Source organism: Achromobacter sp. 1014246743, from assembly GCF_059760725.1.
This window is the reverse complement of the sequence record NZ_JCBANA010000019.1, coordinates 76,091-88,091: the sequence shown is the minus strand read 5'-3', so window position 1 is coordinate 88,091 and position 12,001 is coordinate 76,091. Positions and strand designations below refer to the sequence as shown.

The window sequence follows — 12,001 nt, the reverse complement described above, 5'->3', positions numbered from 1 at the left end:
ATCTGTTAATAGAGACAAGGGCTGCGGGCACGGCGCGGGCCGCCGCGTGGCCTAGCGGCCGACGGCGTAGGCCTGCATCAGGCGCGGGGTGGCCGCGGCGTGCAGCAGGCCGTCGGCGTCGCGCGAGGCGGCGGTCAGGCGGCCGACCGACCATTGCGGCACCTCCTCGATCTGGTGCCCGCGCGCGCGCAGGGCCTCGATGGTGTCGACGCCGAAGCCGCTTTCGACGGCCAGGTGGCCCGGCTTGCGGTCGCGCGGATAGAACGACGACGGGAAGTGCATGGTGTGCGACATCGGCAGGTCGATGGCTTCCTGCAGGTTCAGGCCATGATGCACGTGGCGCAGGAAGAACAGCAGTTGCCATTGTTCCTGCTGGTCGCCGCCCGGCGTGCCGAACGCCAGGTACGGCCGGCCGTCGCGCAAGGCCAGGGACGGAGTGAGCGTGGTGCGCGGGCGCTTGCCGGGCGCCAGCGTGCCGGGCAGGCCTTCTTCCAGCCAGAACATCTGGGCACGGGTGTTCAGGCCGAAACCCAGTTCCGGGATGACCGGCGAAGACTGGAACCAGCCGCCCGACGGCGTGGCCGAGATCATGTTGCCCCAGCGGTCGATGACGTCCACGTGGGTGGTGTCGCCACGTTTGACCGAGGCGCGCATGTCGGCCAGGGTCGGTTCGTTGGTGACGCTGCCGGGCGCCGACACTTTGGACAGGCGCTGCAAGGTGTCCATGACGCGGGCGACCTGGGCCTCGAAGCCGGGAATCAGGCCGGGCTGCAGTTCGTGCGAGGCCTGCTCGCCGATCAGGGCGCGGCGCGCGGCGTTGTAGTCGTCGGACAGCAAGGAGTCCAGCGGCACGTCGACGAAGGCCGGATCGCCGTAGTAGGCCTCGCGGTCGGCGAAGGCCAGCTTCATGGCTTCGGTGACGCGATGCACGAATTCGGCGCTGTTGGGCCCGACGCCGGCCAGGTCCATGTCTTTGAGCAGCGCCAGCGTCTGCAGGAAGACCGGCCCCTGGCTCCAGGCCCCGGCTTTGGCGACGGTGTAGCCGTGATAATCGTAGGTGGCGGGCTTGTCGTAGCTGGCCGACCAGCCGGCCAGATCGTCGGCGGTGATGACGCCGCGGTGGCGTTCGCCGCTTTCGTCCATGACCTCGTTGCCGCGGGCGAACCGGTCGATGGCCTCGGCCACGAAGCCGCGGTAGAAGGCATCGCGGGCGGCTTCGATCTGGCGCTCGCGGTCGCCACCGGCCTGCTCGGCGGCCTGCAGCACGCGGGTCCAGGTGTGGGCCAGCGCGGGGTTGCGGAACAGCTTGCGGGCTTCGGGCACATTGCCGCCGGGCACGTAGATCTCGGCGGTGGTGGGCCAGTGGGTCTGGAAGAAATCCTTCAGGCCGGCAATGGTGTTGGAGATGCGCGGCATCAGCGCATGGCCGTGCTCGGCGTAATAGATGGCGGGTTCGAGCACGTCGCGCACCCGCATCGTGCCGTGGTCGCGCAGCAGTTGCATCCAGGCGTCGAACGCGCCGGGAATGACGGTGGCCAGCAGGCCGTTGCCGGGGATGAGTTTGAGGCCTTCGGCGCGGTAGCGGTCCAGCGTGGCGCCGGCCGGGGTGGTGCCCTGGCCGCACAGCACTTCCAGCTTGCGGGTGTGGGCGGAATAGAACACCGCGGGCACTTCGCCGGCCGGGCCGACCAGGTGAGGTTCCACCACTTGCAGCACGAAGGCCGAGGCGACACAGGCATCGAAGGCGTTGCCGCCGCGTTCCAGCAGCGACATGCCGGCCGAGCTGGCCAGCCAGTGGGTGGAGGTCACGACACCGAAGGTGCCGAGGATTTCCGGGCGAGTCGTAAACATGGTGCGATCCTGTTGCGGACGGCGGGAAGCCGGTGGCCGCAGCAATAAGTAAAAACGGGACCCGTTTGCCGGGTCCCGCGATCAGGGTTTATTTCTTGGCGAGGCTGACGCCCTTCAGGCGGATCAGGCCATCGGGGTACGGCACGAAGCCGTCCAGCTTCTTCTGGGCGCCGAAGGTCCAGGGCAGGTAGAACAGGTAGACGATGGGACGCTGGTCCTGCATGACCGACAGCACCTTGTCGTACATGGCGCGGCGCTTGGCCGTGTCGGGTTCGGCGCGGGCGTCATTGAGCAGCTTGTCGGTGTCGGCGTCGCAGAACTTGCCGTCGTTCAGGTTGCCCTTGCAGCTGACGTACTGGTGGATGTTGCCGCTGGGATCGACCCGGCCGGACCAGCCGCTCTGGCCCACTTCGAAGTCGCCGCGGGCCAGCGACGATTGCAGCGAGGCGAATTCGACCGGACGCAGGGTGATGTCGAAGCCGGCTTCGGCACCCATGGCCTGAACCAGTTCGAACACCTGCTGCATGGTGGTGTTGTTGCCGAAGGTGATCTCGAACTTGACGCGATCAAAGCCCGCTTCCTTCAAGAGCGCCTGCGCCTTCTTGGGATCGCGGCCGCTGTGCTCGAACGACTTGTTGTACGCGAAGCTGGCCGGCGGGAACGGCTGGTAGGCGGGCTGGTACTGGCCTTCGCCGATGACCTGGTTGAGCACGTCGCGGTCGATGGCCAGGTCCAGCGCCTGGCGCACACGCTTGTCTTTGGCCAGCGGGTTGTCGGCGCGCGCGCCGTTGCCCAGGTTGACGGAAATCGACTGGAAGCCCAGGCCCGTGACCGGCGCCAGGCGCAGGTTGGGATCGTCCTTGACGGCCTTGGCGTCGCTGGGAGCCACGCGCTCGATGATGTCCAGGTCGCCGGCGCGCAGGTTGTTCAGGCGCACGGTGTTGTCGGGAATCGGCGTGAAGACGACGCGGTCGAAGTGATAGTTGCCGGCGTCCCAGTACTTGGGGAATTTCTCGAGCACGATGCGGTCGTTCTGGACCCGTTCCTTGAACTGGTAGGGGCCCGAGCACACGGGCTTGCCGCCCGGGTCTTTGTCGAACGAGGCCGGCGAGATCATCATGCCGGCGCGGTCCGACAGCTGCGACAGCAGCGAGGCGTCGGGTTCGGCCAGGTGCAGCACCACGGTCTCGGCGTCCGGCGCATCGACGCTGGCCACGGTGGCCAGTTCGCTCTTGCGGTTGCTGTCGGGCAGCGTGCGGGCGCGATCCAGGTTGGCCTTGACCGCGGCGGCGTTGACCGGGGTGCCGTCATGGAACAGGGCGTCGGTGCGCAGCTTGAAGGTCAACGTCTTGTTGTCGGGACTGGTGGACCAGGACTGCGCCAGTTGCGGCACGAACTTCAGGTCCGGCGTGATGTCGACCAGCTTGTCGCATAGCGAGGCGAATACGATGCGGCCGACAAAGGTGCGGGCGCGCACCGGGTCGAGCACGTCCGGATCGTCTTGCAGGCCGATACGCAGGGTGGACTGGGCGTGCGCCAATCCGCTGGCCAGCATTCCCGCCATGGCCATGGCGAGGCAAAGTTTACGCATGAATGATCTCCGTCGATTCAGGGGGTCGGCTTCCCTGCCCGCCAGCGGCGCGCCGCCCGGCGATGAGGGAACAGACCCTGAGCCGTGCTGCATCGCCGGGCCCATCCCCCCGTTGCGCACGTTCTTGTTGGATTCTGCGCCAGGCGCGCGGCGATTGTATAGAGCGGGGCCTGTCGCAGGCCTAAATGGGCGCCGGCCGACCGCCTTGCGGACGATTGACGGGGCACGCGCCTGGCGCAGGGGTCCGCCCGGGCCTTCCTTGCGCCGTCAGCCGCCGCAGCGGCTGCCCCGCCCCGCCACCGTCACGGCAGGCGGCAAGGCGCCGAGAAATCCACGGCCGTCAGCACCGATTCCCGCAGCCGGGCGACCAGCGGACGGGTATCGTCGCGCCGGTGCTGGAAGGAATAGGGCAGCGCGGCCGGCTCCGGGTCGCCTTGCAGCACCTTGAGGCTGCCTTCGGCCTGCAATGCCTGGGCCCAATGGCTGGGCAGCAGCCCGACGCCCGTGCCCTCGATCAGGAGACCCGCGATGGCCCCCCAGTTGTTGCACGCGAGCCGCTGGCCGGCGATGTCGCGCCCGGCCAGCCAGTCGTCGATGATGCGGGTGGTGCCGGCGCCTTCGGGCAGCGTCACCAGCGGCAGCCGCGCCAGCAGCGCCGGCGACATGCGGGTTTCGCCGTCCAGCACCGTCGGCGCAGCGACCCAGGAGAACGCGGCCTGGCCGATGGGCGAGGACGCGATATTGGGACGCGACGAGCGCCCGGCGATGACCGCGAAGTCCAGTTCGCCGTCGGCGACCCGCTGTTCCAGCACCTGGCCGATGTCCACGTAGGGTTCCAGCACCAGGTCGGGGTAGGCGGCGCGCACGACGCCGATCAGACGCGGCAGCCAGGTCAGCGCGGTCAATTCGCCGACGCCGAAGCGGCAGCGGCCGCGCAGGCCGGGGGTTTCGGCCAGCGAGGCGCGGATCTGGTCCGCGGCGGCCAGCAGTTCGCGTGCCTGCGGCACCAGCCGCTGGCCGGCGTCGGTGAGCACGGCCTTGTGGCCGCTGCGGTCGAACAGCGGTTGACCCAGCGCGTCTTCAAGCTCGGTGATGCGCTTGGACAGCGACGACACCGACAGGTGCAGGCGCTCGGCCGCCACGGCGAAACTGGCGCAGGTGGCGGCCCAATAGAAGGCTTCGAGTTGCTTGAGGGTCATGCCCGGATTGTAGGGGCGCGGCCCGGCGCCGGGCGATCCCGGCGCGGTGGGTGACCTGGGGCGGTCAGGCGCCCTGCTGCAGCCGCAGTTGCGGCGACAGGCGCAGGGTGTCGATGGCGGCGCGGAGCATGCGCTCGACGCGCGGCCAGATATCGCCCTTGAGGCGGTCGGACCAACAGATGGTGCCGAACACCCCTTCGATGAGGGAATGCAGGTAGACGTTGGACAGGCGCACGTCCAGGGCGCGCGGCAGATCGTCGCGGCTGACGGCGGCGCGCAGCAGTTTTTCGGACGTGCGCAGGGCGTGGCGTTCCCACAGGTCGCGGCGTCGCAGCAGCGGCGCGTTCTCGTCGCTGCGCTCGCACTTCAGATACAGGATTTCCAGCACGCGCTGCACCGAACCTTCCTCGGCGTAGATCTGCACGTACTGGCGCATGGAGGTATAGAGCGATTCCAGGGCCTCGCCCTCGGTCGACACGCGGGTCATGGTGACGGCTTCGCCCAGCGCGCGGTCGCACATGGCGATGCAGACATCGATCTTGTTCTTGTAATGGCCGTAGACGGCGCCCCGGGACACGCCCGCGTAATCCGCGATGTCGCTCATGGTGGTGCTGGCGACGCCCTTGGACAGGAACACGTGTTCGGCGGCGTCCAGGATGCGGTCGCGGGTGCGTTGGGATTCTTCTTTCGTCTTGCGGGCCATACAGAGATCTCCTTGTGAAGTGGGTTGAGGGGGGAAAGCAGACAAACAAATGGCGGCCCGAGGCCGCCGTTTGCGCACTGTAAATATGTATGCAGACGCCAGCATACTTTCGAACAAAACAATTAATCAAGCATGACGGATTAAATGATAGACTGCGATCCCCACAGGGAAAACCCGCGCAATTCCCTTTATTGCCCCTTGCGGGCGCACCACAATAATTTTTAGAAAATGACGCACCGAGTCCCCCTGAGAACGCTCGCTCTCGCATCCGTACTGGTTCTTGTTTCTGCCTGCTCGCCCAAGGACGCCCCGGACGCCGCCCAGGCGCCCGCCGAGGTCGGCATCATCGTGGCCAGGCCCACCCCCACGGCCGTCGCCAGCGAGCTGCCCGGCCGCCTCGAGCCCTATCGCGAGGCCGAGGTCCGCGCCCGCGTGGCCGGCATCGTGATCCGCCGCCTGTATGAAGAAGGCCAGGAAGTCGCGCGCGGCGCGCCGCTGTTCCAGATCGACCCGGCACCGCTGCAGGCCGCCTACGATTCCGAGGCCGCCTCGCTGGCCCGCGCCCAGGCCAATCTGTCGGCCGCGGCCGACAAGCTGCGCCGCTACGCCGACCTGGTGTCGGACCGCGCCATCAGCGAACGCGACCACGCCGAAAGCGTGGCCCAGGAACGCCAGGCCCGCGCCGAGGTGGCGCTGGCCCGCGCCAACCTGCAAAGCGCCAAGCTGCGGCTGGACTACGCCCGCGTGACCTCGCCGATCGACGGGCGCGCCCGCCGGGCGCTGGTGACCGAAGGCGCGCTGGTGGGCGAAGGCCAGGCCACGCCGCTGACGGTGGTGCAGCAGCTGGACCCGATCTACGTCAACTTCTCGCAACCGGCGGCCGAGGTCATGCAGTTGCAGAAGCAGATCCGCGCGGGCGCCGTGCAGGGTGTTGCGCCCGACCAGGTGCGGGTGCGGCTGGTGCTGCCCGACGGAACCGAATACGGGCGCGGCGGCACGCTGTCGTTCTCGGACCTGGCGGTGGACCCCGGCACCGACAACATCACCCTGCGCGCGGTGTTCGACAACCCCGAGCGCGAACTGCTGCCCGGCATGTACGTACGGGTGCGGCTGGAGCAGGCCGTCAACCGCGATACCTACCTGGTGCCGCGCAACGCCCTGCTGCGGGGCGCCAATGGCGCCCACCTGCTGGTGGCGGGTGACGACGGCGCGTTGCGCAGCATTGCGGTGACGGCACATCGCCTGCTGGGCCCGAACTGGGTCATCACGCAGGGGCTGTCGGGCGGTGAACGCGTGGTGGTCGAGAACGTCGCGCAGTTGGCCCCCGGCCAGACGATCAAACCGGTCGAGCGAGCGGCGCCCACGGCGCCCGCCCCGGCCGCAGGAAACCAGAACAAAGGGTAACCGCCATGGCGCGTTTCTTTATTGATCGCCCCGTATTCGCGTGGGTGATCTCGCTGCTGATCGCGTTGGTCGGCCTGTTGTCGATCCGCGCGCTGCCGGTGGCGCAGTATCCGGACATCGCTCCGCCCGTCGTGAACATCGGCGCCAGCTACCCGGGCGCCTCGGCCAAGGTGGTCGAAGAGGCCGTCACCGCCATCATCGAACGCGAGATGAACGGCGCCCCGGGCCTGATGTACACCTCGTCCAGCAGCGATTCGACCGGCTGGGCCAGCATCAACCTGACTTTCAAGCAGGGCACCAACCCCGACATCGCGGCGGTGGAAGTGCAGAACCGTCTGAGGGCGGTCGAGCCGCGCCTGCCCGAATCCGTGCGCCGCGACGGCGTGCGGGTGGAAAAGGCCGCCGACAACATCCAGCTGGTGGTGTCGCTGAAATCCGACGGCAGCCTGGACGACATGCAGCTGGGCGAACTGGCCGCGTCCAACGTGTTGCAGGCGTTGCGGCGCGTGGAAGGCGTGGGCAAGGTGCAGTCGTTCGGCGCGGAAGCGGCGATGCGCATCTGGCCGGACCCGGCCAAGCTGACCGCGCTGTCGCTGACGCCGGGCGACATCGTGACGGCGCTGCGCAGCCACAACGCCCGCGTCACCATCGGCGAACTGGGCAACCAGGCCGTGCCGAAAGACGCGCCGCTGAACGCCAGCATCGTGGCCGGCGAATCCCTGCACACGCCCGAACAGTTCGGCAATATCCCGCTGCGGGCGCAACCGGGCGGCGCCACCCTGCGCCTGAAGGACGTGGCGCGGGTGGAGCTGGGCGGCACCGACTATATGTACCTGTCGCGCGTGAACGGCCTGACCGGCACCGGCCTGGGCATCAAGCTGGCGCCGGGGTCGAACGCGGTCGAGACCACCCGCCGCATCCGCGACACGATGCGCGAGCTGGCGCAGTACTTCCCGCCCGGCGTCACCTGGGATATTCCTTACGAGACCTCGACGTTCGTCGAGATCTCGATCCAGAAGGTGCTGATGACGCTGCTGGAAGCCGTGGCGCTGGTGTTCTGCGTGATGTACCTGTTCATGCAGAACCTGCGCGCCACGCTGATTCCGACGCTGGTGGTACCGGTGGCGCTGCTGGGCACGCTGGGCGTGATGCTGGCGCTGGGCTATTCCATCAACGTGCTGACCATGTTCGGCATGGTGCTGGCCATCGGCATCCTGGTGGACGACGCCATCGTGGTGGTCGAGAACGTCGAACGCATCATGGCCGAAGAAGGCCTGTCGCCGCACGATGCCACGGTCAAGGCGATGGGCCAGATCAGCGGCGCCATCGTCGGCATCACGGTGGTGCTGGTGTCGGTATTCGTGCCGATGGCGTTCTTTGACGGCGCGGTGGGCAACATCTACCGCCAGTTCGCCGTGACGCTCGCCGTGTCGATCGCCTTTTCGGCCTTCCTGGCGCTGTCGCTGACGCCGGCGCTGTGCGCCAGCCTGCTCAAGCCGATTCCCGCCGGCCACCACGAAAAGCGCGGTTTCTTCGGCTGGTTCAACCGCGCCTTCGCGCGCCTGACGGTGCGCTACACGGCACGGGTGTCGGGCGTGCTGGCGCGGCCGGTGCGCTTCGGCCTGGCCTACCTGCTGGTGATCGGCGTGGCCGCGCTGCTGTTCGCGCGGCTGCCGTCGTCATTCCTGCCGGACGAGGACCAAGGCAGCTTCATGGCCATGGTGATCCTGCCGCAAGGTTCGCCCCAGGCCGAGACCATGGCCGTGGTGAAGGACGTGGAACGCTACATGATGGAGCACGAGCCGGTGCAGTACGTGTATTCGGTCAACGGCTTCAGCCAGTACGGCAGCGGCCCGAATTCGGCCATGTTCTTCGTGACGCTGAAGGACTGGAAGGAACGCCGCGACGCGGCGCTGCACGTCGACGCGGTGGTCAAGCGCATCAACGAGGCGTTTGCCGGGCGCAAGAACGTGATGGTGTTCGCGTTGAACTCGCCCCCGCTGCCCGATCTGGGATCGACGTCGGGTTTTGACTTCCGGCTGCAGGACCGCGGCGGCCTGGGCTACCAGGCCCTGACCGAGGCGCGCCAGAAATTGCTGGCGGCCGCCGCCAGGCATCCGGCGCTGACCGAAGTGGTATTCGCCGGCCAGGAAGAGGCGCCGCAGCTGCAACTGCGCGTGGACCGCGACAAGGCGCAGGCCATGGGCGTGCCGATCGACGAGATCAACACCGCGCTGGCGGTGATGTATGGGTCGGACTATATCGGCGACTTCATGCTGAACGGCCAGGTGCGGCGCGTGATGGTGCAGGCCGATGGCAAGCGCCGCGTCGACGTCGACGACATTTCGCGCCTGCACGTGCGCAACCTGCAAGGCCAGATGGTGCCGCTGTCGGCGTTCGCCACGCTGAAATGGGACATGGGGCCGCCGCAACTGAACCGCTACAACGGCTTTCCGTCGTTCACCCTGAACGGGTCGGCGGCGCCGGGCCACAGCAGCGGCGAGGCCATGCGGGCGATGGAATCGCTGGCGGCCGAACTGCCGCGCGGCATCGGCTTTGACTGGTCCGGGCAATCGTACGAAGAACGGTTGTCCGGCAACCAGGCGCCGGTGCTGTTCGCGCTGTCGGTGCTGATCGTGTTCCTGGCCCTGGCCGCGCTGTACGAAAGCTGGTCCATCCCGCTGGCCGTGATTCTGGTGGTGCCGCTGGGCGTCATTGGCGCGCTGCTGGGCGTGACGGTGCGCAGCATGCCCAACGACATCTACTTCAAGGTCGGCCTGATCGCCACCATCGGCCTGTCGGCCAAGAACGCGATCCTGATCGTGGAAGTGGCCAAGGACCTGGTGCGCGATGGCCAGGGCATTCTGTCGGCCACGCTGGAAGCGGCGCGGCTGCGGTTGCGCCCCATCGTGATGACCTCGCTGGCGTTCGGCGTGGGCGTGCTGCCGCTGGCGCTGGCCACCGGCGCCGCGTCCGGCGCGCAGGCGGCCATCGGCACCGGCGTGCTGGGCGGGATCATCACGGCCACCGTGCTGGCGGTGTTCCTGGTGCCGCTGTTCTTTCTTATCGTGGGGCGCATGGTTGGCATGCGCGCCCGCCCCGCGCGGCCCCAGGCCCGCGAATCGCTGGAGACCACGCCATGAAGCCCATGGCCATGACCCTGCTGGCGCTGGCCTTGTCCGGCTGCTCGCTGGCGCCGACGCATGAGCGCCCCGCGGCGCCCGTGCCGGCGCAGTACGACACGCCGGCGCAAGCCGGCCAGGCCGCGCCGCCGCAAGACTGGCGCGCCTATTTCAACGACCCCGCGCTGCAAGCCTGGATCGAGGCCGCGCTGGCCAACAACCGCGACCTGCGCGTGGCGGCGCTGCGCATCGAAGAGGCGCGCGCGCTGTATGGCGTGCAGCAGTCGGAACGCCTGCCGGCCATCGACGGCAGCGGCGAATTCAGCCGCGGCCGCACCGTGGAACCCGGCCAGCCGCGCATGCCGGTCGCCAACCGCTACCGCGCCGCCGTGGGCATCACGGCTTTCGAGCTGGATTTCTTCGGCCGCGTGAAAAGCCTGTCCGACGCGGCGCTGTCGCGTTACCTGGCCAGCGCCGAGGCGCATCGCGCCGCCACGCTGGCGCTGGTGGCCGAGACCGCCACGGCCTACTTCAACCAGCGGTCGCTGGCCGAACAACTGCGACTGACGGACAGCACACTGGCGCTGCGCGAGACGACGCTGAAGCTGACTCGGCGCCGCTACGAGGCCGGGCTGGAAACCGCCATTGGCCTGCGCACCGCTGAAATGCTGGTGGAAACCTCGCGCGCCACCCGCGCCGAGCTGACCCGCGAGGCCAGCCTGGCGCGACACGCGCTGGGCCTGCTGGCGGGAGATTTCTCGCTGGCGGCGGGCATCGACCCGGCGCCGCTGGAAAGCCAGCGCCTGACGCCGCTGGCGGCCGGCCTGCCGTCGGACCTGCTGATGCGCCGCCCCGACCTGCGCCAGGCCGAGAATATGCTGCGGGCCGCCAACGCCGACATCGGCGCGGCGCGCGCGGCCTTTTTCCCGTCGGTGCAACTGACGACCGACATCGGCACCACCGCCGGCAGCTTTTCGGATCTGTTCAGCGGGGGCACCGGCAACTGGACCTTCGCGCCGCGCCTGACGCTGCCGATATTCAACGCCGGCCGCAACCGGGCCAACCTGTCGCTGGCCGAAACGCGCCAGCACATTGCCGTGGCGCAATACGAAGGCAGCGTGCAGGCCGCGTTCCGCGACGTGGCCGACGCCCTGTCAGCCCGCGACGCGTTGCGCGACCAGATCGAGGCCCAGCGCAAAGTGCGCGACGCCGACCGCGAACGCCAGCGGCTGGCCGAGCGCCGTTACGCCCGCGGCGTGGCCGACTACCTGGAAATGCTGGAAGCCCAGCGCAGCCTGTTCGATTCGGAACAGGAATACATCCGGCTGCAACAGCGCCGCCTGGTCAATGCGGTGGATCTGTACAAGGCCCTGGGCGGCTGGGATGACGGCCGCGATCCGGCGTCGTAGCGCCGCCGGCCGTCAGGGGCGCGCGCTGACGCGGTAGGCGCAGCGGCGTGCGCCCAGCAGGATGTGTTCTTCACGTTCGATGCGCACGCCCTCGCCCAGCGCCTGGCGGAACAGTTCCAGTTCGCTGCGGCAAAAGCCCATACAGGCCTGGGCCGCCGCACAGATGGGACAGTGGTTTTCGATGAACAGGAAATCATCGCCGTCGCGGCGCATTTCGGCCATGTAGCCTTCGGCAGAACGCTGCTGCACCAGCCGCTGCAACTGATCTTCGAGCGTGGCGGCGCCGGCCAGCGCCTGCCGGTAGCTGGCCAGCATGGCGGTTTCACGCACGGATATCAGCTTGTCCACGCCGTCTTCGCCGAACACCTGGCGCACGGCATTGATCATCTGCACCGTCATGTCGGCGTGGGTGTCGGGAAAGCGGCGGTGGCCGGCGTCGGTCAGGAACCAGATCTGGGTCGGCCGCCCGCGCCCGGCGCTGCGGCTTTCCGAGTCGACCAGGCCGTCGGCATGCAGCCGCGTCATCTGCTGGCGCACGGCTTCGGCCGTGACCTCCAACTGGCGCGCGATGGCCGCAACCGACTGCGGACCGCGCGTCTTCAGCGTCATGAGCACGCGGTCCGCAGGCTGGTGCGGCTGCCAGGCAATGGGTTTGGACAGATCGTCGGACATGGAATAACGGTTAGGCGCCAAGCCCCTATGGTGCCACGAACCGCCCCCCG

Annotated in this window: 8 protein-coding genes; 3 read left to right on the top strand and 5 right to left on the bottom strand. The window is 68.4% G+C overall.

Annotated features, from left to right (window positions below):
* Nucleotides 1-51: 51 nt before the first annotated feature.
* From AC6LJ2_RS10515 to axyZ, 4 genes are all read right to left on the bottom strand, one after another.
* Nucleotides 52-1,851 (bottom strand): gamma-glutamyltransferase family protein, encoded by a 1,800-nt coding sequence (locus AC6LJ2_RS10515; RefSeq protein WP_498151332.1) that lies wholly within the window; start codon nucleotides 1,849-1,851, stop codon nucleotides 52-54.
* Nucleotides 1,852-1,939: 88 nt separating this feature from the next.
* Nucleotides 1,940-3,442 carry an ABC transporter substrate-binding protein gene (locus AC6LJ2_RS10510; RefSeq protein ID WP_498151331.1) on the bottom strand — a complete coding sequence of 501 codons (1,503 nt, stop codon included), beginning with the start codon at nucleotides 3,440-3,442 and terminating at the stop codon, nucleotides 1,940-1,942.
* Between the two features lie 302 nt (nucleotides 3,443-3,744).
* Nucleotides 3,745-4,641 carry a LysR family transcriptional regulator gene (locus tag AC6LJ2_RS10505; RefSeq protein WP_263910407.1) on the bottom strand — a complete coding sequence of 299 codons (897 nt, stop codon included), beginning with the start codon at nucleotides 4,639-4,641 and terminating at the stop codon, nucleotides 3,745-3,747.
* 64 nt (nucleotides 4,642-4,705) lie between these two features.
* On the bottom strand, nucleotides 4,706-5,344 hold the full coding sequence (gene axyZ / locus AC6LJ2_RS10500) for a multidrug efflux transcriptional repressor AxyZ (RefSeq protein WP_263910406.1): 639 nt from the start codon (nucleotides 5,342-5,344) through the stop codon (nucleotides 4,706-4,708).
* Between the two features lie 228 nt (nucleotides 5,345-5,572).
* Between axyZ and AC6LJ2_RS10495 the strand changes: the two genes are divergently transcribed.
* Genes AC6LJ2_RS10495 through oprZ form a run of 3 tightly spaced genes read left to right on the top strand, consistent with a single transcriptional unit; the run spans nucleotide 5,573 to nucleotide 11,279 of the window.
* A complete protein-coding gene (locus tag AC6LJ2_RS10495) occupies nucleotides 5,573-6,748 on the top strand; it encodes a MexX/AxyX family multidrug efflux RND transporter periplasmic adaptor subunit (protein ID WP_498151330.1) in 1,176 nt (391 codons plus the stop codon).
* A gap of 5 nt (nucleotides 6,749-6,753) precedes the next feature.
* Nucleotides 6,754-9,891 (top strand): multidrug efflux RND transporter permease subunit AxyY, encoded by a 3,138-nt coding sequence (gene axyY / locus AC6LJ2_RS10490; RefSeq protein WP_498151329.1) that lies wholly within the window; start codon nucleotides 6,754-6,756, stop codon nucleotides 9,889-9,891.
* Nucleotides 9,888-11,279 carry a multidrug efflux RND transporter outer membrane subunit OprZ gene (gene oprZ, locus AC6LJ2_RS10485; RefSeq protein ID WP_445658384.1) on the top strand — a complete coding sequence of 464 codons (1,392 nt, stop codon included), beginning with the start codon at nucleotides 9,888-9,890 and terminating at the stop codon, nucleotides 11,277-11,279. Before axyY ends, oprZ begins: the two co-directional genes overlap by 4 nt.
* A 12-nt stretch (nucleotides 11,280-11,291) precedes the next feature.
* Here oprZ and AC6LJ2_RS10480 read toward each other — a convergent pair whose 3' ends face one another.
* The gene (locus AC6LJ2_RS10480) at nucleotides 11,292-11,951 is read right to left on the bottom strand and encodes a helix-turn-helix transcriptional regulator (RefSeq protein WP_445658383.1); all 660 of its coding nucleotides are present in this window, start codon (nucleotides 11,949-11,951) and stop codon (nucleotides 11,292-11,294) included.
* Nucleotides 11,952-12,001 lie beyond the last annotated feature (50 nt).

Bases quoted from the DNA above. Each gene is read 5' to 3' on its own strand.
- oprZ (WP_445658384.1), top strand. From the start codon at position 9,888: ATGAAGCCCATGGCCATGACCCTGCTGGCGCTGGCCTTGTCCGGCTGC.
- AC6LJ2_RS10505 (WP_263910407.1), bottom strand. From the start codon at position 4,641: ATGACCCTCAAGCAACTCGAAGCCTTCTATTGGGCCGCCACCTGCGCC.
- AC6LJ2_RS10480 (WP_445658383.1), bottom strand. From the start codon at position 11,951: ATGTCCGACGATCTGTCCAAACCCATTGCCTGGCAGCCGCACCAGCCT.
- AC6LJ2_RS10515 (WP_498151332.1), bottom strand. From the start codon at position 1,851: ATGTTTACGACTCGCCCGGAAATCCTCGGCACCTTCGGTGTCGTGACC.
- AC6LJ2_RS10510 (WP_498151331.1), bottom strand. From the start codon at position 3,442: ATGCGTAAACTTTGCCTCGCCATGGCCATGGCGGGAATGCTGGCCAGC.
- axyZ (WP_263910406.1), bottom strand. From the start codon at position 5,344: ATGGCCCGCAAGACGAAAGAAGAATCCCAACGCACCCGCGACCGCATC.
- AC6LJ2_RS10495 (WP_498151330.1), top strand. From the start codon at position 5,573: ATGACGCACCGAGTCCCCCTGAGAACGCTCGCTCTCGCATCCGTACTG.
- axyY (WP_498151329.1), top strand. From the start codon at position 6,754: ATGGCGCGTTTCTTTATTGATCGCCCCGTATTCGCGTGGGTGATCTCG.